Origin of the sequence: Bradyrhizobium sp. BR 1433 (assembly GCF_051547665.1) — a bacterium.
Taxonomy (GTDB): Bacteria; Pseudomonadota; Alphaproteobacteria; order Rhizobiales; family Xanthobacteraceae; genus Bradyrhizobium; species Bradyrhizobium australafricanum.
This window is the reverse complement of record NZ_JBPUGG010000001.1, coordinates 28,950-51,490: the sequence shown is the minus strand read 5'-3', so window position 1 is coordinate 51,490 and position 22,541 is coordinate 28,950. Positions and strand designations below refer to the sequence as shown.

Here is a 22,541-nt window from a genome sequence, read left to right as displayed (position 1 = left end):
GACTCCTGCCCGCGCGTCAGTCGCGTGATACGGACAGTCCGGCGAGAAGCGGAGCGTATGCGGTGAGCCTGCGGGATACGAACTCGGTGAAGAGCCGCACGCGCTTCGTCTTGCGTGTCTCCCCCTGAGTGAGAAGCCAGAGCGTTCCGTACATGTGCAAGTCGGTGCCCGGCACCCTCACGAGCAGGGGGTTGGCATCTCCGACGAAGCACGGCAGCGTCGTCATGCCGATCCCCTGCTGCACCGCGACGATCTGCGCCGCGGCATCTGTGGCCCTGAACGGAACCTCGGCGGCGCGAACTTCACCCTCGTGGGCCCAGTCCGGGATTCCGTGAATACTTATGACAATCCACCTGACGGGATCAGGCGCGCCCGCGCGCCACGCGGCCAGTCGATCGCGGGATATGTAGATGCCTCCGAACAGCTCCGGTCCCTTCAGGCCGTGAAGATTGAGCGGCAGGGTTTTGCGGTCGTAGACGACGCGGATCGCGACATCGGCCTCCCGGTTGGTCAGATTTGCCAGCTCGCCGGACGACAGGATTTCCATCTCGATATCCGGATGCAGTCGCGCGAAATCGGAGAAGTCCGGCATGAGCAGGTGTGTCGCGAGGGGCGGCGCCAGCGTCACCCGCAGAAGCCCGCGCACGCTCTGGTCGCGGCCGAAGACGCGCGTCTCCAGCTGGTGCGACGAGGCTTCCATCTGGTCCGCGAGCTCGAGGACCTCTTCCCCTGCAGCCGTCAGGCGGTAGCCCGAAGGCAGCTTCTCGAACATCTGCGCTCCGAGCCGTTCCTCCAGTTGGGCGACGCGTCGCAGCACGGTCGAGTGGTTCACCCCGAGGCGCTCGGCGGCAGCCCGCACCGAGCCTCCGCGCGCGACGGCAAGAAAGTAGCGAACGTCATCCCAGTCGATCATGGCGCAATCCGGCACCGCTGGGGTGCGCCTTCCAAAGCCCGTCTCCAGTATATCGAACTGCATCTCGTATGTGGGTAGCACGGGCGATCATCATAGCCCAAGCCGAATAGCCACGCCGACAAACGCGGCCCAGTTCCGAACGGCGGACACCGATCGTCGCGGCTGGCGTCAGTCATCCGGCCGGATCGATTTCGCACCACCGATGTGCGCGCTTCCGCACTCAACGCCTGACGCCGGCGGAGCTACGTCGAGGTTCTCGGGGGCCATCTCGCAAAATGGGACCAGAGACGCTGTCCGACACGAAAGGAGAAGTCATGGGAAAGCTTGAGGGTAAGGTTGCAGTCATCACGGGTGGATCGAGCGGCATGGCGCTGGCGAGCGCCAGGCGGTTCGTTGAAGAAGGCGCCTATGTTTTCATCACGGGCCGAAGGCAGGAGGTGCTCGACGAGGCCGTCAAGCTGATCGGCCGGAACGTAACCGGCGTGCGCGGCGACGCGGCCAATCTCGACGACCTCGACCGTCTGTTCGACACGGTCAAGCGGGAAAAGGGCAAGATCGACGTCCTGTACGCGAGCGCCGGCATCGGCGAAGCCATCCCACTCGGCGAGATTACCGAGCGGCATTTCGATGCGACCTTCGGCCTGAATACGCGCGGCACGCTGTTTGCGGTTCAGAAGGCGTTGCCGCTGTTCAACGATGGCGGATCGATCTTCATGACCGGGTCGGTCGCTTCGGTGAAGGGCTTTCCTGGTTACGGCGTATATGCGGCGAGCAAGGCGGCGTTGCGCTCATTCGCACGCACCTGGCTCAACGAACTGAAGGGCAGGAATATCCGGGTGAACGTGCTGAGCCCGGGACCGATCGCCACACCGATGCAGGACCAGGTTCTCACCGAGGCGGCGAAGCGGATGTTCGAATCCCTGATCCCGCGGGGAAAGATGGGTCGTCCTGAGGAAATTGCCGCCGCCGCGCTGTTTCTAGCCTCAGACGATTTCGAGCTTCGTGAATGGGGTGGATTTGTCTGTCGACGGCGGTTTTTCGGCCATCTGAAATCGAATCAACACCAACACGGATCGGAGAAACATCATGAACTATGCGATTGTAGGATTCGGCAAGATAGGTCAGGCCCTCGCCCACGCCTTCGCCCGTAAAAGCATCGACGTGATCGTCGCGAGCCGCCGACCGCCCGAGGCGTTGGCGCCGCAGGCTCGGGCGATTGGACCCACGGTCGTCGCCAAGTCGTTGCGGGAAGCACTCGAGGCCGACACAATCATCCTGGCGGTCCCGTTCGGGGAGCATCGCGAGGTTGCGAAGGCCCTGCCGAGCTGGAAAGGCAAGACGGTCATCGACGCGATGAACGCGTTTCCAGTCCCTGAAGAGCTGGACGGCCTCCCGTCCTCCGCCTTCGTCGCGAAGGCGTTCACCGGCGCCAAGCTCGTCAAAGGGTTCAATCACCTGATTGCGGCCACCCTGGCTGCCGATCCCATCGTCGAGGGCGGGCACCGGGTCGTCTTGCTGTCTAGTGACGACGAGGACGCGACCGCTCCCGTGGCGGCCTTGGCGAAGCAACTCGGGTTCGCGCCCGTCAAGCTGGGAAAACTCAACGAGGGCGGCGCGCTGGTGCACGCACGCGGCTGCACTTGGGGCCCGCTCATCTTCCAGGATTTGTTCAAGAAGGAGCAGTGACGGATTTGCTGACCCGTAGCCCGCATGAGCGGAGCGACATGCGGGACAAGACGCGGAGCGCCGATCGGAAAACCCCGGATATCGCTGCGCTCATCCGGGCTACGCTTGCTATCCTGGCGATCCGCCCTCGCGTAAGGCTCACGAGGGCGGTGTTCGCAAACGACGATCTCAATCAAGTGCCTTGATCGGCTCGGACATCGTTATCCGGTTCTTGACGCTAGAACGCTCCTGCATCGCTGCATACCATGCCGAAAGAGCCTCGCATTCCACCGGCACCGGCACGTTCACCAGTCCCGCGAAGATCAAGCCGCCTATGAGGGTGATATCGGCCATCGTGAATGCGTCGCCGGCGACGAACGGCTGTCCTTTCAGAATGCCGTCAAAGTAGTGCATCCCCCTGAGGGCCTTGTCGCGCTGACGGAATCCCCATTCGGGGTTCTGATAGATCTCGACATGAGGCCCGAGACCCGGCGTGGCGTGGTGGAAATAGACGCTGATGGCGTCGAGCAGTTCCAGTTCGGCGCGCTTGCTCATCATGTGGATCACAGCCTTTTCGCGCGGCGTCCTTCCGGTCAGCGTCGGCGCGCCATTGAGCGCGTCAAGGTACTCGGTAATGGCCGTGCACTCGCCAATAAAGGTCCCGTCGTCGAGTTCGAGCACCGGCAGCGTGCCGGAGTAGTTCTTGGCGAGGAATTCGGGCTGCTTGTGCTCGCCCTTGTAGAGATCGACCAGTACGAACTCCACTTGCGACCGCAGGTTCTTCTCGGCCAAAGCGATGCGAACGCGGGCCGGATATGGGCCAGTTGGCCAATCGTAAATCTTCATCAGGACTCCTGTGTCTACCTGTCACTTGGTAGGCTAAAATTAGCCTTCAAATCGGGCCGGTCAACGCCTATCTGTCACTTGGTAGATAACGAAGCAGTGAGGCAATGACGTGAGTTCGAGCTCTCGAGAGGCCATCCTGGCGGCAGCAAAGCGGACCGCGCAGGCGCGCGGCTATGTCGGCTTGAATTTCCGCGATCTCGCGGACGAAGTCGGGATCAAGGCCGCCAGCATCTATCACCATTTTCCGAGCAAGGCCGATCTCGGCGTGGCCGTCGCGCGGCGCTACTGGGAGGACACCGCCGCCCAACTCGAGGCGATGCTGGCAGAAACGGCCGATCCTGTCCGCTGCCTGCGTCGATATCCCGATGTGTTTCGCAAGGCGCTCGAGAACAACAATCGCATGTGCCTCTGCAGCTTCATGTCGGCGGAAGTCGACGACCTGCCGGACGCAGTGAAGCAGGAGGTCCAGACCTTTGCCGACGTCAACGTGGCGTGGCTGAGCAAGCTGCTGGTGGCGGCGCGCCTGGTCAGTGCAAGGAAGAGCGAACAGCGCGCCCGCGCCATCTTCGCCGCCGTCGCCGGCGCGCAGCTCATCGCCAGAAGCCGCTCCGAGATTTCGCTCTACGACTCGACGATCGACAACTATCGCGCCGCCGGACTGCTGCCGGCGTAGCTCATCCATGGCTCGATGATCGATGTGGTGCATCACGCCTCTCTGGCCGATCCGCCCTGCCCGCTTCAACCGGCGCGCGGGCATGAAACCGCATTCTCGCGACTGAACCGTCCGAGCTTTGCTCTTGGTTTCACCCTCGTTGAGAACAGAGGGCGCAGGGAAAGCCGGGTGCCGATCGCACCCATGGGCCCCGAGCAATGGGTAGAAAGCTCGGGGGTAGGACCACAGGTGTAACCGGAAACAACCCGGCTTTCCCTGCGCGATGGGTTACGGCTTACTTCGTGCTCTCCCCGGCGAGACTTGGCTTGTTTGTCACCGTCTTCGCCACGCGCACCGCGCAATGTGAAGAGACACCTGCCACTAGGGCGTCAGGACCACACGACTTCGCCGTCCGCCTCACACGCACTCGTCAGTCGCGCATTCAGCGTCCACCGCATCTCGACCCGCGTTCGTGACGATCGCGATCCGCCCCTCGTGTCGGGTGAGACGCGCATATTGAACAGCTGAGTTGGGTCAAACGCCAAGCGGAATATTTTCTTAAGGCCGGATTGACAGGTTTTGGTGAGTTGCCCGTCGGGGTGATTTGTCGCATGTCGTGGAGACGGATTTGGCTTGCGTTAGGCATCAAGAGGTCTCGTTCACGCTCTCAGCATCCGATTCCAATAGGTCGTATATGCCCATGTTCGTGGCTAGAAGACCACCATCTTCCAGCCGGTCGAGCTCAACGAAGCCAGCTCGCTCAAAGATCAACCAGACATTTCTCTCTGCTCGAGATAGCCAAAGCTGAATCGCGAGAAGTCGCCGCCTCATTATTCGACAGCCTTCCTCGTCCAGGTCACCCGGCCAAGACCCATCGTGAAATAGACGATGGACAAAGTAGTCTCGCTTCTCCTTTATCCATTTAAGGTAGGCGATATCTGCCGCTTGCACGCCATGCCGCTCAAGGATCTTAATCAATGATCCGAGGGTAGAGCCTTGCAACAATGCGCGCTTGGACAACGATCGCTCCCAGCGATCTTTGTCCGACCCAAGCGCCTTTTCCAGTCTAACTCGATCGCACATATGCATCGCTGAGATCAACATATCCTCGAACTTCCCCACCGCGAGATGAGCACCCGCGATTTCCTGAAAGTAGAGAAATCTAGCAATATCGAGGGCCGACATTCCTTTGATGATCTTGCCCAGTTCGGATTTTGTTAAGTTAGGCTTGAACATTTTCACCACACAATCAATGATTGCAGAAAGCTGTATACCGACTTGTTGTGAAGCGATGGCAAGAAATCCAAAGAACCGACTTGAGCGTGCCGAGGTCGCGATCATTAAGGCAATGATGGCGACTACTGCCCGAAAGACAGATCAGGACATTCTAGCCTATTTTACGCGACCGACTCGCTCCATCAACCATGGACGGATCAAGGATATTCGGGACGGCAAGACCCACGGAACTGTCGTGCCAGCCACGAAAGAGGAACTGGCTGCCTTTCTTGAGGCGTGGCCTAATGTTGACGGTAGCGGTCTCCACCTCATTGGTGATGAACTATTGATCAAGGCTCGCGAAGCGATGCTTCATGCTGTGCAGGGCTTCAACAATCCTCGTTCCTACTTCAAATCTGAGGTTTTCATTGTCACTGCGGTCATTGCCTGGACTTACCTAATGCACGCGCATTTCAGGCGCGTCGGCGTCGACTATCGGTATCGCGATCGGAGAACAGGTGAAGTCCTAAGGACACGCCATGGAGCCGAGAAGCATTGGGAGCTAGAGAATTGTCTCGCCGATGCAAACTGTCCGCTCGACGTTGCCACAAAGGCGAACCTTAGATTTCTGATAGGAATTCGCCATGAGATCGAGCATCAAATGACCCGGCGAATTGACGACTATATCAGCGCCAAATTGCAAGCCTGCTGCTTGAACTTTAACGCTGCACTCCGATCAATATTCGGTGCAGAGTACGGCCTCGACCACGAACTTGGCATAGCATTGCAATTTGCCGGTATTGCCAAGAACCAACGCGACCTGCTGCTGAAGGATACTGACCTACCCACTCATTTTATCTCAGCGCATACCGCGTATGAGGACGGCCTGGCTGACGAAGTCATTAGGGACCCGAAGTACGCCTATCGTGTCGCCTACATAGAGCGTTCGGTGAATTCGAAGGGAAGGGCGGACCAAGTTATCGAGTTCATTCGACCAGATACAGCGGAAGGCCAGGAGATTGCACGCGTGCTGGTCAAGGAGGCAGAGCGCAAAAAGTACAAGCCGAAGGACATTATCGACATTATGCGGCGCGAGGGCCATCGCGAATTCAATCAACACGCACATCAGCTCCTGTGGAAGAGTGCTGACGCGAAGATCCTGTTCACCAGTTTGGCGTCGAACTACGACCCAACGACTGGTGGTGGTACGAAAAATGGCTTGAGTACGTTCGATCGACGCTCGCCTCCAGCACGCCGCGCAAGTTAGCAACGTAGCCCGCATGAGCAGAACGACATGCGTGACAAAATGCGAAGCGTTGACGGGAAAGTCCGGGTATCGCTCGGCCCATCCCGGCTACGCTTGCCGCACTCTCGGGAACTAACGTCGAATTTCGATAACGCGAACGTTTGGCATTATCTCAGCAATGACTTCCAGAATTCCTTCAGAATGCGGCTCAAGGATCAATGCAATATCACGCTGGCGGAACCCATAGGCATTGATGGCCCAAGCGAGACTTTCGAGATCGCTGTAAGAGAGCGCGCCCCACGTCGGCCGGAGGAAAATCGTTCCGCACCCTGGATGTGCATCGATGAATTCCATCGCGGCCTTGACGGAGGACATCGCACCGTAAAAGTCGGTTGTGCAGGGATTCATTGACAGCATTTCGTCAATTGCATTCGTCGAAGCGAGCGTGATTACGTTGCGTGCTTCTTGCCAAGCATAAGAGACCACCAAATTGGGCAGTCGCTTCCGCATTTGCTTGAGAGACGTAGTGCCGCCTCGAGGGCTGCTGGATGCGAGCAGGTCTTGTAGCGAGAATGGTGCGCCATCATCAGAAAGGGTGACAGTGTGCGCGGTAACTGTCAGGTTGAAGCTATTCGCGCCGCCGTGTGTCAATGCGTTGCGGCCGATCTCGATCGCAAAGTCTCGCACCGCCAATGCCGTTTGTGCCCCCCAGACGCCGCTGAGATCACTGACTTGAATAGCCTCGATGATCTTGCGTATTAGTTCTGGCGCGCGGATCGCGATGGCGACCTTCGCCAGAGCCTCCCCGGACATATCGTCACTACTGAGTTCACGCCCCAGTTCGTGTCGCAGTCTTGCACGATACTCTGCAAGTCGCCGCCAGTCGCCCAACAATTGCGGCGTGTAGCTACACTCATCGGTGTCGATGAGCTTACGATGCCGATAGCACATCCAGATTCCGTTTTCGATCGAACGTAGTTCGTCGATACTTTTGCCATGGGCTATTCGACGTGCAGCCGGACCGTCTGCTGCTGCATAGATGTGACAGGCCATTCCGGTCTTTGCGGTACTAATCGCCGACTCTGCGCCTGGACCTATAGTCGGCGCATTACAATCTGGAAAGGAGCAGCGATAACCTACCCGTTCGGCCAGCGCCTTGATCACAGACGCTGGAAAGTCAGCTTCCCTCGCCACTATTCACTAGCCCTAGAATTCGCGCGAAATTAGCGGATTATTTCGGACTGAGGCCTCGGCTATCAATCTCTACTCCCACTCGATCGTCCCCGGCGGCTTGCTGGTCACGTCGTACACTACCCTATTCACGCCCTTCACCTCGTTGATGATGCGCGTCGCGGTCTCGGCCAAAAACTTCATGTCGAACTGGTAGAAGTCCGCGGTCATGCCGTCGGTCGAGGTGACGGCGCGCAGGCCCACGACATATTCGTAGGTGCGGCCGTCGCCCATCACGCCAACGGTCTTCACCGGCAGCAGCACCGCAAAGGCCTGCCAGATCGCATCATAGAGGCCGTGCTTTCGGATCTGGTCGATATAGACCGCGTCCGCGTTGCGCAGGATGTTCGAGCTTTTCCCTGGTGATGTCGCCGGGGCAGCGGATGGCGAGGCCGGGGCCCGGGAACGGATGGCGGCCGACGAACACTTCGGGCAGGCCAAGCTCGCGGCCGAGCACGCGCACCTCGTCCTTGAACAATTCGCGCAGCGGCTCGACCAGCTTCATGTTCATGCGCGCCGGCAAGCCGCCGACATTGTGATGCGACTTGATGGTCACCGACGGGCCGCCGGTGAAGGAGACGCTCTCGATCACATCGGGATAGAGCGTGCCCTGCGCAAGAAATTCCGCGCCGCCGATCTTCTTGGCCTCGGCCTCGAACACGTCGATGAACAAGCGCCCGATGGTCTTGCGCTTCACCTCGGGATCGGTGACGCCCTCGAGCTCGCCGAGAAACTCTTTCGAAGCGTCCACATGGACCAGCGGGATGTTGTAGTGGTTGCGGAACAGGTCGACGACGGTCTTGGCCTCGTCGAGCCGCAGCAGGCCGTGATCGACGAACACGCAGGTGAGCTGGTCGCCGATCGCCTCGTGGATCAAGACCGCCGCGACGGCGGAATCGACGCCGCCGGAGAGGCCGCAGATCACCTTGCCCTTGCCGACCTGGGCGCGGATCTTCTCGATCGCCTCCTCGCGGAACGCCCGCATGGTCCAGTCGCCGGTGAGCCCTGCGACCCTGCGCACGAAGTTACGCAGCAGCTTGGCGCCGTCGGGCGTGTGCACCACCTCGGGATGGAACATCAGGCCGTAATATTTGCGCGTCTCGTCCTGGATGATCGCGAACGGCGCATTCGACGAGGTGCCGGCGACGGAGAAGCCGGGCGGCATTTTTGTGATGCGGTCGCCGTGGCTCATCCACACCTGGTGCTTTTCGCCGTGGCCCCAGATGCCGTCGAACAGCTGGCTGTCGGTCTTCACCTCGACATCGGCGCGGCCGAACTCGCGGTGGTGCCCGCCCTCGACCTCGCCGCCGAGCTGGGCCGCCAGGGTCATCTGGCCGTAGCAGATGCCGAGCACGGGAACGCCGGACTCGAAGATCAGCTGCGGGGCGCGCGGTGAACCGGTTTCATGCACCGATTCCGGGCCGCCGGAGAGGATCACCGCCTTGGGCTTCATCTCCTTGAAGGCAGCCTCCGCCTTCTGGAACGGCACGATCTCGGAATAGACGCCCATCTCGCGGACGCGGCGGGCGATCAGTTGCGTCACCTGACTGCCGAAATCGACAATCAGAATCTTGTCATGCGCCGAGGCCACGGAGGGCGTCGACGGTGCTTGAACTGTGTCTTGGGCTGTGTGCTGGGCTGTCATGGCAAGCAGATACGCGACGGCGCCCGCCCCCGCAACCGCGCTCGAAGGGGCGCCCACATTCTTCTTTGGGCATGGACAAATCCATATAGGTCAGTATTATTGACCTAATTTGGCCATAAGCCACGTGGAGGAAACCAATGCCGGATTTTCACGACCCGTCGCGCCTGGCCGCGCTCGGCCGCGACTGGATCGCCGCGTGGAACGCGCGCGACCTCGAGCGGGTGCTGGCGATGTATGCCGAGGATACCGAGATGACCTCGGACCGGATCCCGCCGCTCGGCTTCGGCGCGTCAGGCACCGTGCACGGCAAGGCGAGCTTGCGGGCCTATTGGAGCACGGCGCTGGCGAAATTGCCCGAGCTGCATTTCGAGCTGATCGACCTCTATGTCTCGCCCGACAGCGTCGTCGTGTTCTACCAGAACGAACGCGGCAAGAAGATCTGCGAGTATTTGCGGCTGGATGCCGAGGGGAAGATCCGGCAGGGCTCGGCGAACCATCTGGTGGGTTGACCGCGCACTCTCCTCGTCATTGCGAGCGCAGCGAAGCAATCCACGTATCAACAAGCGGAGATATGGATTGCTTCGTCGCTTCGCTCCTCGCAATGACGGTAGAGGAATCGTAGGTTGAGCAGAACGTTCAGGAAACCACCCCCATGAAAATCCCGACCCTGCCCTTCACCGTCACCGACTGGAACAACCTCGAGCCGACGGTGCATCCCGGCGAGACCGGACAGGCGCTGTGGCGCATGCTCAACATCGGCGAGCTGCGGGTCCGGATGGTGGAATATTCGCCGGGCTACCTCGCCGATCACTGGTGCGATCGCGGCCATGTGCTCTACGTCGTCGCGGGCGAGCTCGACACCGAGCTGCGCGACGGCCGCAGATTCACGCTGAAGCCGGGCATGAGCTACCAGGTCTCCGACTTCGGCGACGCCGCGCACCGTTCGTCGACGAAGACGGGTGCGACGCTGTTTATTGTGGATTGAATGAACCCCTTGTCTATCCCGTCACCCTGAGGAGGTCGCGAAGCGACCGTCTCGAAGGGCGACAGCCCGGCTCCATCCCATCCTTCGAGGCTCGCCGCGCGCTGCTGACGCACCGCCCGGCGCGCACCTCAGGATGACGTCGGAGTCTGGGGCGAGCTAGCGTTGGCGATCGCCCGCGCACGCACTCACCGCCGCCGCGCCACCTTCCTCACCTTCGTATCCGCCCAGCCTAGCGGCAGGCCGCTCTTCGACGGCAGCACGAGCTGTCCGACCGCCTGGCCGGCCTGGTCGAGCAGCACCGAATGCGGCTCGCCGCGCGCAAAGAGATGCGCCTCACCCCATTGCCGCAAGCCGACCACAATCGGGAACAGGTCGTGGCCCCGCCTGGTCAGCACATATTCCTGATAGGCGCTGCCATCGGAGGCCGCGACCTGCTCGAGCACGCCGAGCTCGATCAGCGTGCGCAGCCGCGTCGTCAGCATGCCCTTGGCGATGCCGAGATTCTTCTGGAAGTCGCCGAACCGGCGCAGGCCGTCGAACGCGTCGCGCACGATCAACAGCGACCACCAGTCGCCGATCGCGTCCAGTGCGCGCGCCACCGGGCATTCCGCTTTTGCAAATGCGGTCCGCTTCATCGTGCTCCGCCTCCCTCGATCACGATTCCGAACTGGTCTTAAAATAGGACTAGACAGCGTCCGGCGCAACTGGTCTCATTATGAGACCAGCTTGAACGAATTGCAGCGGAGGCGTGATGACGAACCAGACCATGGCCAAGGCCGGATCGGCCGAGGCCGATCACAAGACGTACAACAAGTCCGGCGATACCACGGCTCGCGCTCTGTCTCCCGCCGTCGTGCTGCTGTTCGCTGTCGCCTGCGGGCTGAGCGTCGCTAACATCTATTTCGCGCAGCCGCTGCTGGATACCATGGCGCAGGATCTCTCCATCACGCCGGCGGTGATCGGCGGCGTCGTGACGCTGACCCAGGTCGGCTACGCCTTCGGCCTGATGCTGATCGTGCCGCTCGGCGATCTCTGGGACCGCCGCAGGCTGATCGTCGGCCAGACCGTGCTGTCGGCGATCGCGCTGACCATCGTCGGCACCGCGCCCAACGCCCCGGTGCTGCTGGTCGGCATGGTGCTGGTCGGGCTGCTCGCCGTCGTGATCCAGGTGCTGGTCGCCTACGCCGCGACGCTGGCAGCGCCGGCCGACCGCGGCCGCGCCATCGGCACCGTCACCAGCGGCGTGGTTTCGGGCATTCTGCTCGCACGGTTTGCCGCCGGCGCGCTGGCCGATCTCGGCGGTTGGCGCGTGGTCTACCTCACCTCGGCCGCGCTGACGCTGGTGCTGGCGGCGCTGTTGGCGCGCGCACTGCCGCGGCATGCACCGCAGCCGATGGCCGGATCGTCCTACGCAAAGCTGCTGCGCTCGACGCTCGCGCTGTTCGTCGAGGAGCAGGTCTTGCGCGAACGCGCGGTGTTCGCGCTTTTGATCTTCGCAAGCTTCAGCGTGTTCTGGAGCTCGGTCGTGCTGCCGCTCGCGGCACCCCCGCTCTGGTTGTCGCACACCACCATCGGGATGCTCGGAATCGCCGGCCTCGCCGGCGCGCTGGCGGCGCGCAATTCCGGCCAGCTCGCCGATCGCGGCTGGGGACAGCGCACCACCGGCCTGTCGCTGCTGCTGATGCTCGCCGGCTGGGTGCCGATTGCCTGCCTCAACACCTCGCTATGGCTGGTCGTGGCCGGCGTCCTGATGATCGACTTCGCGGTGCAGGCGATCCATGTCACCAACCAGAGCCTGATCGTCGCCGCGCGCCCCGACGCGGCGAGCCGGCTGGTCGGCGGCTACATGGTGTTCTATTCGATCGGAACAGGTTTTGGCGCGATCACCTCGACGATGGCCTATGCGGCCGCCGGCTGGCCCGGCGTCTGCGTGCTGGGTGCCGCGATCAGCGCCTGCGCGCTGCTGTACTGGGTCATCGTGGTGAGCAGGACGCCGGTGCCGATTGGTGCGTGCTCCGAAGCGTAGTGGACACGCCCGTCATTGCGAGCGAAGCGAAGCAATCCATCGTGCCGCAAGCGGAGAAATGGATTGCTTCGTCGCTTCAGCGCAAAATTGCTCTGCAATTTTGTCGCGAGCTCCTCGCAATGACGGCGGGGAAGCGTTACGCCTTCTTCAACACCGAGACGAAGAACCCATCCGTGCCGGTGCGGCGTGGCGTCATCAGCAAGCCCTCCGGCGACAGCAGCGCGGCCTCGGCAAAGGCTTCGGCCTTGTCCCACAGCACCGCTGCGGTCTGCTCCGGCGGCTGCACGGAAAACTCCGGATGCCGCGCGATGAAGGCCCTGACCTGCTCGCCGTTCTCCTCCGAGAGCACCGAGCAGGTGATGTAGGCGATCCGGCCGCCGCCCTTCACCAGCGGCGCGGCGCGCTCCAGCACCTCGGCCTGATCCTTCAGCCGCACCTCGAGCGCGCCGGGGCGCATGCGCCATTTGGCGTCGGGATTGCGGCGCCAGGTACCGGTGCCGGTGCAGGGCGCGTCGATCAGCACGAGGTCGGCGGACGCCTTGATGTCGGACAGCACCTCCTCCTCGCCGCGCGGCGTGCGCACATCGCAATTGTGCACGCCGGCGCGCGACAGCCGCTCGTGGATCGGCGCAAGCTGCCGCTTGTCGCTGTCGGTCGCGATCAGCCGGCCCTTGCCCTGCATCATCGCCGCCACCGCCAGCGTCTTGCCGCCGGCGCCGGCGCAGAGGTCGATCACCTGCTCGCCGGGCTTGGCCGCCGAGAACAGCGCGGCGAGCTGCGAGCCCTCGTCCTGGACCTCGATGGCGCCCTTGATGAAATCCTCCTCGGCATGGATGCCGGGATTGCGCGCGTCTGCGCCGAGCTCGATGCGCAGGCCGAGCGGCGACCACGGCGTTTCCCTGGCGCCGAGATGCGACAGCCGCGGCAGCACCTTCTCGCGCTTGCCGCGCGGCGTGTTGACGCGCAGATCGAGCGGCGCGCGGCTCGCCATCGCGGTCGCTTCCGCCGCGCGGTCGTCGCCGAACACCTTTGCCAGATGCGGATCGAGCCAGTCCGGATAGTCGCCCGCGACATGCGCCGGCGCATCCCTGAGCGAGCGCGAGGCCAATGCGGCCTCCTCGTTCGCGGTCAGCGGATCCGGCGCGAACCGGCCGCCGTCGCACAGCGCCTGGATCGTGGCGATGTCCATGCCGCGTTCGAGCTTCAGCATGCCGAGCAGGCGCGACCGCGCGCTGGCGTCATCCATCAAATAGGCGGCGGAGGATTGCCGGCGCAGCACGTCCCAGATCAGGCCGGAGATCGCGGCGCGATCGCCGGAGCCGGCATAACGGTGCGCGGTGCCCCATTCCTTCAGCGCTTTCGCCGCGGGAATGCGCTGTGCGTCGATGGTGGCGATCAGCTCGATCGCGGCGGAAAGCCGGGCAGCGGGGGTCATTGATCTCTTTCGGTTGGGCGCATCAGATCAGCAGCAGCAGTCTGAGCGCGAAATACAGCCACATGGCCGCCAGCACCAGCGCGCCGGCGAACCAGACGAGCGAGCGCGGCCGCACATCGTTGGAGGTGACGAACACGCCGGCATGGGCAAACCGCGTCACCACGAACACCCAGGACATCAGCACGATGAACAGATCGGCACGGCGCAGCGGCAGCGCAATAGCGATCAGGACATAGAACAGGATCGGCAGCTCGAACTGGTTGGCGAAGCAGTTGCCGAACTTGGTGGCCTGGGCCGGCCAGTTCGGCTCGCGCAGCGCGATGTCGGCGATCTTGGTCTCGCCGCTCGTCAGCGCCCTCGTGCGCTTCGTCGCCATGGCGAACAACAGCGCGAAGGTGAGCCCGATCTGGATGAAGACCGGTAACAGAACCATTTGAACCGACATCAAAAATCTCCCTCAGCCGCGGGCGCCCGCCGCCCTCTTAGCCGCCACTCGCCCCCAACACAATGAAGCGTGCGCGGTAACCCGTTGAACCGTGATCCGAGCCCGGATGACCAACTCCCAGGACCAATGGCGGTTTCAGCCCCTCACGGTTGACGCGATCAGCATCATCACCCCGATCCTCGACAGCGAGGCCCCGGGAAGCGGCGTGCCCGGTGACGGCGAGCTCGCCGGCGTCGGTGCGGCAACTGGCGATCAGCGGCCGCCCCAAAAGGCGCAAAGCCAAACAACACATCAAACAGGGCTTCAAACGAGGCATCGAATAAGACGGCGAAATCGTCATCGTTCCGACTTCGCGCCGACCTATGCTCTGGCCGAAAGGAGCGATGCATGCCCCAATTTCGCCTGACACAGATCTCCGACACCCATCTCGCGCGCCGCTTCAAGCCGCTGATCGACAACTTTCATCGCGTCAGCGAGCACATCGACGCGACGCGTCCCGACCTCGTGCTCAACTCCGGCGACGTCTCGTTCGACGGCCCGATCAGCCGCGACGACTTGGCGTTCGCCAAGGAGCTGCACAACGCGCTGCCCGTCGATTGCCTCTATCTGCCGGGCAATCACGACATCGGCGACAATCCGACCGCGGTCGGCGCGCCACCGACGCAACTGCCGACCGAGGAGACGCGCGGCGCCTTCACCTCGGTGCTCGGCGAGGACCGCTGGCATTTCGACGCCGCCGGCTGGTGCTTCATCGGGCTGAATTCGCTGATCATGAACACCGGCCTCGACAGCGAGGCCGAGCAGTTCGACTGGCTCGCGGGCGCGCTCGACAAGGCCGTCGGCAGGCCGGTCGCGCTGTTCCTGCACAAGCCGCTCTATCTCGACCTGCCCTACGATGCCGAGCACGCCGAGACCGCGATCCGCTTCGTGCCGCAGCCGGCGCGCCGCCGCCTGATCGAGATGCTCGGCAAGGTCGATTGGCGTCTGGTCGGCAGCGGCCATGTGCACCAGCGCCGCGACTATACGTTCGAGCATGTCAGACACGTCTGGGCGCCGTCGGCCGGCTTCGTCATCTCCGACGCGCGGCAGGAGGTGATCGGCATCAAGGAAACCGGTCTCGTCGAGTACCGCTTCCAGCCCGACAGTTTCGAGGTCCGCCACGTCAGGGCGAAGGGCCAGGTCGATGTCGACCTGGAGATGCTGCTCGGCAAGCAGCCGGCCTGAGCCGCGTCAGCTCCGCGCCGCATCGTGCAGGTCCTGCTTGATCACCGTGAGCAGCGCCTGCAGCGAGTCCTTGTCGGGCTGTGGTGCCGGCGCGGGCCGTGCGCGAGATACGTGCGGCATGAAGCGGACCGGCGTCGTGTCCGGCCGCTCCTCGACGAATTTTCCATGCAACACATCGTCGCGGCGGCCCATGACGAACATGGTCGCCCAATAGCCGACGGCGAGGAGAATGACCCCGAAAACAATAGCTTCAAAAATCATGGCTACACCTGAAATATAGCCACATTGAATCAATTGCTGCGGGTCTCCGTCAAGCAAATGGGGGCCAAAAGGCCCCCAAATCCCCCGCCATTGTGGCGCTTTTGATACTTTGTTGCGCGGAATGGGAGCTTCCGGGCCTTCAACTCAAGCCTTGTCCGGCCCGACCCGGACCAGCTGCTTGCCGAAATTGGCGCCCTTGAGCAGGCCCATGAAGGCCTCCGGCGCGCTGTCCAGCCCCTCGGTCACGAACTCCTTGTACTTGACCTTGCCCTCGCGCACCCATTGCGACATGTCGCGGAGGAAGTCGCCGTGCATGGCGGCGAAGTCGCTGACGATGAAGCCGCGGAAGGTCAGCCGCTTGGTCAGGATCGCGAACATGATCGACGAAGCCCATTTCGGTGCTCGCGCTTCGCGATCGTTATAGTGCGCGATCAGGCCGCACACCGGCACGCGCGCAAAAGCGTTGAGCTGCGGATAGACCGCCTCGAACACGGCGCCGCCGACATTCTCGAAATAGACGTCGATGCCCTTCGGGCAGGCTTCCTTTAATTTCGCCGCCAGATCCGGATCGCGATGATCGAGGCAGGCATCGAAGCCGAGCTCCCTCGTGACGTAGTCGCACTTGTCCTTGCCGCCGGCGATGCCGACCGCACGCGCGCCCTTGATCTTCGCGATCTGGCCGACCGCCGATCCGACCGCGCCGGAGGCGCCGGCAACCACCACCGTCTCGCCCGGTTGCGGCTTGCCGATCTCGAGCAGGCCGGTATAGGCGGTCATGCCGGGCATGCCGAGCACACCGACGGCGGTCGAGATCGGCGCGATCTTGGGATCGATCTTGGCAAGCCCTTTGCCGTCGGACAGCGCATGGGTCTGCCAGCCCGCGCGCGACAGCACGATGTCGCCCTTGGCAAAGCCCGGATTGTTGGACGCGATCACCTCGCTCACCGTGCCGCCTTCCATCACGCCGTTGACCGGCACCGGCGCGGCGTAGGACGGGCCGTCGTTCATGCGGCCACGCATATAGGGATCGAGCGACAGCCAGATGGTGCGGAGCAGCACCTCGCCCGCACCCGGTGCCGGCGGCGTGTAGTCCTCGAGCCTGAAATTGGCCGGCGTGGGCTCGCCGTGCGGGCGCGAAGCCAGAACGATGCGCTTTCCTTGGGACATGCGGTTTTTCCTCTTGGGTGATTGGTTCGTGGCGCACACGTAGTCATGCAATCCATCTCCCCGCAAGGGAGATGGATTTGCTGTTTTCGCTTTGCGTTGTTTGAAATGTTGTTTGAAATGACAGCCATCATGCCAGGCACATTGGCGCCAACGCGAGACCGTCATGTCGTGGCGGTTCGCAGGGCCCCCTGATGGCGGCAGTTTGTCACGGCGCGCCACCGGCAAACGAAGCGGCCGTAGTCAAGTCGCCTCATCCGACCTCGCCATCCGGCACGGCGGAGCCAAGGCGGTCAGGCGGCCCTCCATGGTCGCAACGAGGGCGGCCGCGCAGCAAATCGGCAACCGGTTTCCGGTCGCCCTCGAAACCTGAGTGGCGCAGGACTCCGGTCAGCTTCGCGGGACCGTCCGATGGACGTGAGGCTCTCCGAAGCATTGGGGTTACCTCTTGAGAGCCGATCAGCGTCTTCGCGCCGCAATGTCCGTCTGGTGGCGGCCGGATTCACCTTCGGCGAATTGGCAGCCGGTAGACCTATCTCTGCCGCGCGCGCCCGCGGCAAAAACGCGACCTATCAATCTGGCACTTGTCGGACTTTCAATTCGCTGTAATCTCGGACCATGCGGCACTCGCATGTCTGCTACCCAAAAATGGGGCAGGCATCACCATAACAGGAGCGAACCAACGCTTCGGTTTTTGGATCGAGACCGACATGGCCGGCGACGGATCGTATGATACGTTTCCCAAATTGCTGCTGCGAAACACGGCACAATTTGGCACGCGGCCAGCGTTCCGACATAAGGATCTCGGCATCTGGCAGAGCTGGACCTGGGCTGAGGTTGCCGAGATCATACGTAGCTACGCCGCCGGCTTGCATCGCCTTGGCTTGCGGCCAGGCGAGACAATCGCGGTCGTCGGCTCCAATCGGCCAAGCTTTACTGGACCATGATGGCAGCGCAGACGCTGCGCGCAATCCCCGTTCCAGTCTACTCCGATGCAGTGGCTGATGAGCTTGCTTTTGTTCTCGCTCACGCCGAGGTGACGCTGGTCGCAGCGCAGGACCAGGAGCAGGTCGACAAGGTCCTGTCGGTGTCCGACCGACTGCCGCAACTCAACAGGATTATCTACGACGAACCGCGCGGAATCGACGGCTACGACCACGGTCGACTGATCGCAATCGGCGATATCATCAATGACGGCCGCGCCGCGCTTGCAGCCGACGCAGCACTTGGCGAACGGATCGATGAATCCATTCGGGCCGGCAACGGTTCGGACATCGCGATCATCCTCTACACCTCGGGAACGACCGGCGCGCCCAAGGGCGTCATGCTGTCGGCGCGAGGCTGCATCGATGCTGCAACCGACACCACGCGGTTCGACAAGTTGACCGACAAGGACGTGGTGCTGGCCTATCTGCCGCTGGCTTGGGCGGGCGATCATTACGTCAGCTATGCGCAGGGCCTGGTTGCCGGATTCTGCATGGCGTGCCCCGAGAGCAGCAACACAATCGAACAGGATCGGCATGAGATAGGACCAACCTTCTACCTCGCCCCGCCACGCGGTTACGAGGCCATGCTGACGCGGCTGATGGTCAGGATGGAGGACGCAGCGCCAATCAAGCGGCGCTTGTTCAGCTACTTTCTGGACGTCGCGCGGCGGTATGGCGAGCAAGTCTTGACGGGACGTCCGGTGCCGCTGTCGGGCCGATTGCTCTATGCGCTCGGGCGCTGGCTGCTCTACGAGCCTCTCAAGAACGTTCTCGGCCTGTCTCAGGTGCGCGTCGCATACACTGGAGGTGAAGCTATCGGTCCTGATCTGTTCGCGTTCTACCGCGCCATCGGACTGAACCTGAAACAGCTCTACGGCCAGACCGAAGCGTTCCTCTATGTAACGTGTCAGCCCGATGGCGAGATCTACCCCGATACGGTTGGTCCGCCGGCGCCCAACGTCGACATCCGCATCGCGGAATCGGGCGAAGTGCAGTTTCGCTCGCCCGGCATGTTCCTCGGATATTTCAAGGATCAGGCAAAGACCGCGGAAGCGATGACGTCCGACGGATATGTCAGGACTGGCGATGCGGGCTTTTTCGACGAGAAGACCGGGCATCTGAAGATCATCGATCGTGCGAAGGACGTCGGTCGATTGGCTGACGGCACGATGTTTGCTCCCAAGTACCTTGAGAACAAGCTGAAGTTCTATCCCAATATCAAGGAAGCGATCACGTTCGGTGACTCCAGAGAGTTCGTATGCGCCATGCTCAACATCGACCCGGTCGCGGTCGCGAATTGGGCGGAACGCAACAACGTCGCCTACGGATCCTATCAGGAGCTTGCCGGGCATCCGCTGGTCTACGACATGGTCGCCAAAGACGTTGCCGCGGTGAACCGCTCCCTGGCCGGGGAAACGGTGCTTGCGGGCGCCCAGATTCGCCGCTTCCTCATTCTGCACAAGGAGCTCGACGCGGATGACGGCGAGCTGACCCGCACGCAGAAAGTGCGCCGCCGCTTCATTGCCGAACGCTATGCGTCGTTGGTCACGGCACTCTACAACGGAGCGCATGACGCCGACATTTCCACGGAAGTGACGTTTGAGGATGGCCGGAAGGGCACGATCGCTGCACGAGTCGAGATTCGCGACATGCAAATCATCGGTCCGGCAAAATCGCTGGGAAGAGCGGCATGAGAGCCCCAAACACCAACGAAATCCTGCTGCAGGTCGAGGGCGTGGCACTGGCCTTCGGCGGCGTCAAGGCGCTGCGGGACGTCTCGTTCAACGTCAAAAAAGGCGAAATTCGCGCCATCATCGGCCCCAATGGCGCCGGCAAAACCTCAATGCTGAACGTCGTCAACGGGTTCTATCTCCCCAACCATGGCGCGATCACCTTCAAGGGCAGGACCCGGTCAAAAATGCAGCCGTTCGAGGCGGCGCGCGGCGGCATCGCGCGCACCTTTCAGAATGTCGCCCTGTTCAAGGGCATGAGCGCGCTCGACAACATCATGGCAGGCCGCACCTTGAAGGTCCGCCGCGGGCTGTTGTGGCAGCTTTTGCGTTATGGCCCTGCCCTCGCAGAGGAGATCGAGCATCGGCGCAAGGTCGAGGAGATCATCGACTTTCTGGAGATCGAGACAATCCGCAAGGTACCTGTCGGGCGTCTGCCATACGGCTTGCAGAAGCGCGTCGAACTCGGTCGTGCTCTGGCGATGGAGCCCGACCTTCTGCTCCTGGACGAGCCGATGGCAGGCATGAACCTGGAGGAGAAGGAGGACATGTCGCGGTTCATCATTGATGTGAACAACCACTACGGCACGACCATTGCCCTGATCGAGCACGACATGGCCGTGGTCATGGATTTGTCGGACCGCGTGGCGGTGCTTGATCACGGCGTGAAGATCGCCGACGGCACGCCTGATGAAGTGAAGAGAAGTCAAGCCGTCATCGACGCATATCTTGGCGTCGCGCATTGAGGTGCGTCCATGATCGCACTGGGTCAGTTTCTCGAGGTCCTCATCGGCGGATTGATGTCCGGCGTGCTCTATTCGCTGGTCGCGCTCGGCTTCGTGCTGATCTTCAAGGCATCCGGCGTATTCAACTATGCGCAGGGAGCAATGGTGTTGCTCGCGGGACTGGCGCTGGTTCGCGCCCTCGACCTCCTGGTCGCCAACGGCCTTCCGCTTTGGGTCGCGGTCATCCTCGCTATCGGCTTTGCCGCCGTGATCATGGCGGCAACCGCCTGGCTCATCGAGCAGTTCGTGATCGGACCTCTGGTCAATCAGGACGGCTTGACGCTGTTCATGTCGACGATCGGCGTGACATTCGTCATCGAGGGCGCCGCGGAGATGATCTTCGGATCGGATGTCTATCCGTTGCGGCTGTTCCCGACCGACGCCTGGTTCTTGTTCGAAGGCCTGTTCCCGGGCGGGATCCTGGTCAACAAGCTGGATGTCTGGGCGCATTGATCGCGGGCGTCCTGGTCGCCGGCCTCGCGGTCTTCTTTCAGCGTACCAAGACCGGTCGCGCGCTCAGAGCCGTGGCCGACGACCATTTGGCCGCGCACTCGATCGGGATTCCAATCAGCTGGATTTGGTTCGTGGTCTGGCTCGTTGCCGGCCTCGTTGCACTCGTCGCGGCGACCGTGTGGGGGACCAAGCTTGGCGTGCAGTTCTCCATCACGTTTCTCGCGCTGAAGGCTTTGCCGGTCCTGATCATCGGCGGCCTCACCTCCATTCCCGGAGCGATCGTCGGCGGGCTCATTGTCGGGGCGGGTGAGAAGCTCGCAGAGGTGTATCTCGGGCCATCCATCGGCGGCGGCATCGAATATTGGTTTGCCTACGTGCTGGCGTTGGCGGTGCTGCTCTTGCGGCCGCAGGGCCTGTTCGGCGAACGCATCATCGAACGTGTCTGAGGCAGGGAGGTCGTTGTGCTCTATCGCGAAGCCGGCCAGTTCAAGGCGACCTATGCGGAGGATATGGCGATCTTCCCGATCCGGCAGGATCGTATCGCCCTCGCCGTCTTGCTCGCGATTGCTTTCATTGGCGTGCCGCTGTTGGCCACCTTCCGGATCTGGCCGTTCGGCACCGACTATCTGTTGTGGGCCATCCTGCTGCCCTTCCTCATCCTGGCGCTCGCCGCCATCGGGACAAACATTCTCGTCGGCTATTGCGGCCAGATTTCGCTCGGTAGCGGCGCGTTCATGGCCATCGGCGCCTATTCCGCCTACAAGCTCGCGACCGGCGTTCATATCCCGCTTGCCTGGCTCGGCTTCGCGATCGCGATCCCACCGTTGCCCGTGCTGGCATCCATTCTGCTTGGCGGGTTCATGGCCGCGGGTGCCGGAATCCTGTTCGGCATTCCCAGTCTGCGGATCAAGGGTCTCTACCTGGCGGTCGCAACGCTCGCCGCGCAGTTCTTCTTCGATTGGGCGTTCCTGCGGCTCCCCTGGTTTACCAACTACGCCCCGTCGGGATCGGTGAATGCGCCGGAACTGGATTTCTTCGGCATGGTCGTACGCACGCCGGTCGAGCGTTACCTGCTTTGCCTGATCTTCGTGACTGTGATGGCGGTGCTGGCGAAGAATCTCGTTCGTGGCAGTCTCGGCAGGCAGTGGATGGCGATCCGCGACATGGATATCGCCGCCGAACTGATCGGCATCAGGCCGCTCTATGCAAAACTAACGGCTTTTGCGGTCTCTTCGTTCATCATCGGGGTGGCGGGTGCGCTCTGGGCGTTCGTCTACCTCGGTTCATGGGAGCCGCTTGCATTCTCGATCGACCGCTCGCTTGAGCTTCTGTTCATGGTCATCATCGGCGGGCTCGGCTCGATCATGGGTTCGTTCATCGGAGCAGCTTTCATCCTCATCGTGCCGATCATGCTGAATGTGATTCCGACCAAGCTCGGCCTGCCACTGTCGACGCAAACGATCACTCATCTCCAGTTCATCATCTTCGGATCCTTGATCTGTTATCTGCTCATCAAGGAACCCCATGGCTTCGCCCGGCTGATCTCGATCGGCAAGGAGAAGCTCAGACTTTGGCCGTTTCCGTATTGAGGAAGCGATCGTGCCTTGATCGCAATCGGGTGACGGCCGCCGACAA

General features: G+C 62.2%; 19 protein-coding genes and 4 pseudogenes. 13 read left to right on the top strand and 10 right to left on the bottom strand.

The window, feature by feature from the left end:
* Nucleotides 1-16: 16 nt before the first annotated feature.
* A complete protein-coding gene (locus ACSKB9_RS00240) occupies nt 17-913 on the bottom strand; it encodes a LysR family transcriptional regulator (RefSeq protein ID WP_438071018.1) in 897 nt (298 codons plus the stop codon).
* Between the two features lie 314 nt (nt 914-1,227).
* Between ACSKB9_RS00240 and ACSKB9_RS00235 the strand changes: the two are divergent.
* Nucleotides 1,228-1,963: pseudogene (locus tag ACSKB9_RS00235) on the top strand (SDR family NAD(P)-dependent oxidoreductase).
* 36 nt (nt 1,964-1,999) lie between these two features.
* Complete coding sequence (locus tag ACSKB9_RS00230; RefSeq protein WP_438071016.1) at nt 2,000-2,599, top strand: NADPH-dependent F420 reductase; 600 nt, start codon at nt 2,000-2,002, stop codon at nt 2,597-2,599.
* A gap of 168 nt (nt 2,600-2,767) precedes the next feature.
* On the opposite strand, the gene ACSKB9_RS00225 is transcribed toward ACSKB9_RS00230, so the two are convergent.
* A complete protein-coding gene (locus ACSKB9_RS00225) occupies nt 2,768-3,424 on the bottom strand; it encodes a glutathione S-transferase (protein WP_438071015.1) in 657 nt (218 codons plus the stop codon).
* A gap of 109 nt (nt 3,425-3,533) precedes the next feature.
* Between ACSKB9_RS00225 and ACSKB9_RS00220 the strand changes: the two genes are divergently transcribed.
* Entirely contained in the window at nt 3,534-4,097 is a 564-nt protein-coding gene (locus ACSKB9_RS00220; protein ID WP_438071013.1) for a TetR/AcrR family transcriptional regulator, read from the top strand.
* Between the two features lie 624 nt (nt 4,098-4,721).
* Here the strand turns inward: ACSKB9_RS00220 and ACSKB9_RS00215 are convergent.
* Nucleotides 4,722-5,318, bottom strand: coding sequence for a hypothetical protein (locus tag ACSKB9_RS00215; RefSeq protein WP_438071011.1), 597 nt, complete (start codon nt 5,316-5,318; stop codon nt 4,722-4,724).
* On the opposite strand from ACSKB9_RS00215, the gene ACSKB9_RS00210 reads away from it, so the two are divergent.
* Entirely contained in the window at nt 5,305-6,558 is a 1,254-nt protein-coding gene (locus tag ACSKB9_RS00210; RefSeq protein WP_438071010.1) for a DUF3644 domain-containing protein, read from the top strand. The genes ACSKB9_RS00215 and ACSKB9_RS00210 overlap by 14 nt on opposite strands.
* A 111-nt stretch (nt 6,559-6,669) precedes the next feature.
* Here ACSKB9_RS00210 and ACSKB9_RS00205 read toward each other — a convergent pair whose 3' ends face one another.
* The gene (locus ACSKB9_RS00205) at nt 6,670-7,590 is read right to left on the bottom strand and encodes a hypothetical protein (protein ID WP_438071008.1); all 921 of its coding nucleotides are present in this window, start codon (nt 7,588-7,590) and stop codon (nt 6,670-6,672) included.
* A 210-nt stretch (nt 7,591-7,800) separates the two neighbouring features.
* Nucleotides 7,801-9,485, bottom strand: a pseudogene (guaA, locus tag ACSKB9_RS00200) (glutamine-hydrolyzing GMP synthase).
* A 64-nt stretch (nt 9,486-9,549) separates the two neighbouring features.
* On the opposite strand from guaA, the gene ACSKB9_RS00195 reads away from it, so the two are divergent.
* Nucleotides 9,550-9,921, top strand: coding sequence for a nuclear transport factor 2 family protein (locus ACSKB9_RS00195; RefSeq protein WP_438071006.1), 372 nt, complete (start codon nt 9,550-9,552; stop codon nt 9,919-9,921).
* A gap of 143 nt (nt 9,922-10,064) precedes the next feature.
* Nucleotides 10,065-10,397 (top strand): DHCW motif cupin fold protein, encoded by a 333-nt coding sequence (locus tag ACSKB9_RS00190; RefSeq protein ID WP_438071004.1) that lies wholly within the window; start codon nt 10,065-10,067, stop codon nt 10,395-10,397.
* Between the two features lie 185 nt (nt 10,398-10,582).
* Here the strand turns inward: ACSKB9_RS00190 and ACSKB9_RS00185 are convergent, their stop codons facing one another.
* Complete coding sequence (locus tag ACSKB9_RS00185; protein WP_438071003.1) at nt 10,583-11,032, bottom strand: winged helix-turn-helix transcriptional regulator; 450 nt, start codon at nt 11,030-11,032, stop codon at nt 10,583-10,585.
* 116 nt (nt 11,033-11,148) lie between these two features.
* On the opposite strand from ACSKB9_RS00185, the gene ACSKB9_RS00180 reads away from it, so the two are divergent.
* Nucleotides 11,149-12,423, top strand: coding sequence for an MFS transporter (locus tag ACSKB9_RS00180; protein ID WP_438071002.1), 1,275 nt, complete (start codon nt 11,149-11,151; stop codon nt 12,421-12,423).
* Nucleotides 12,424-12,559: 136 nt separating this feature from the next.
* Here ACSKB9_RS00180 and ACSKB9_RS00175 read toward each other — a convergent pair whose 3' ends face one another.
* Nucleotides 12,560-13,858, bottom strand: a complete 1,299-nt coding sequence (locus ACSKB9_RS00175) for an RsmB/NOP family class I SAM-dependent RNA methyltransferase (protein ID WP_438071000.1) — start codon at nt 13,856-13,858, stop codon at nt 12,560-12,562.
* Nucleotides 13,859-13,880: 22 nt separating this feature from the next.
* Complete coding sequence (locus tag ACSKB9_RS00170; protein ID WP_438070998.1) at nt 13,881-14,303, bottom strand: MAPEG family protein; 423 nt, start codon at nt 14,301-14,303, stop codon at nt 13,881-13,883.
* 106 nt (nt 14,304-14,409) lie between these two features.
* Here ACSKB9_RS00170 and ACSKB9_RS00165 point away from each other — a divergent pair, with 106 nt between their 5' ends.
* Complete coding sequence (locus tag ACSKB9_RS00165; protein ID WP_438070997.1) at nt 14,410-14,709, top strand: hypothetical protein; 300 nt, start codon at nt 14,410-14,412, stop codon at nt 14,707-14,709.
* Nucleotides 14,691-15,527, top strand: coding sequence for a metallophosphoesterase family protein (locus ACSKB9_RS00160; protein ID WP_438070995.1), 837 nt, complete (start codon nt 14,691-14,693; stop codon nt 15,525-15,527). The genes ACSKB9_RS00165 and ACSKB9_RS00160 overlap by 19 nt, the downstream gene beginning before the upstream one ends.
* Nucleotides 15,528-15,533: 6 nt before the next feature.
* Here ACSKB9_RS00160 and ACSKB9_RS00155 read toward each other — a convergent pair whose 3' ends face one another.
* Nucleotides 15,534-15,788 carry a hypothetical protein gene (locus tag ACSKB9_RS00155; protein WP_438079993.1) on the bottom strand — a complete coding sequence of 85 codons (255 nt, stop codon included), beginning with the start codon at nt 15,786-15,788 and terminating at the stop codon, nt 15,534-15,536.
* A gap of 144 nt (nt 15,789-15,932) precedes the next feature.
* Nucleotides 15,933-16,955 (bottom strand): NADP-dependent oxidoreductase, encoded by a 1,023-nt coding sequence (locus ACSKB9_RS00150; protein ID WP_438070994.1) that lies wholly within the window; start codon nt 16,953-16,955, stop codon nt 15,933-15,935.
* A gap of 707 nt (nt 16,956-17,662) precedes the next feature.
* On the opposite strand from ACSKB9_RS00150, the pseudogene ACSKB9_RS00145 reads away from it, so the two are divergent.
* The 4 genes and pseudogenes from ACSKB9_RS00145 (at nt 17,663) to ACSKB9_RS00130 (ending at nt 22,495) form a co-directional block, all read left to right on the top strand.
* Nucleotides 17,663-19,632: pseudogene (locus ACSKB9_RS00145) on the top strand (AMP-binding protein).
* Nucleotides 19,629-20,414: an ABC transporter ATP-binding protein gene (locus ACSKB9_RS00140; protein ID WP_438070993.1), complete on the top strand. Its 786-nt coding sequence runs from the start codon at nt 19,629-19,631 to the stop codon at nt 20,412-20,414. Before ACSKB9_RS00145 ends, ACSKB9_RS00140 begins: the two are co-directional and overlap by 4 nt.
* A gap of 9 nt (nt 20,415-20,423) precedes the next feature.
* A pseudogene (locus ACSKB9_RS00135) lies at nt 20,424-21,352 on the top strand (branched-chain amino acid ABC transporter permease).
* 15 nt (nt 21,353-21,367) lie between these two features.
* The gene (locus ACSKB9_RS00130) at nt 21,368-22,495 is read left to right on the top strand and encodes a branched-chain amino acid ABC transporter permease (protein WP_438070991.1); all 1,128 of its coding nucleotides are present in this window, start codon (nt 21,368-21,370) and stop codon (nt 22,493-22,495) included.
* The last annotated feature ends 46 nt before the right edge of the window (nt 22,496-22,541 follow it).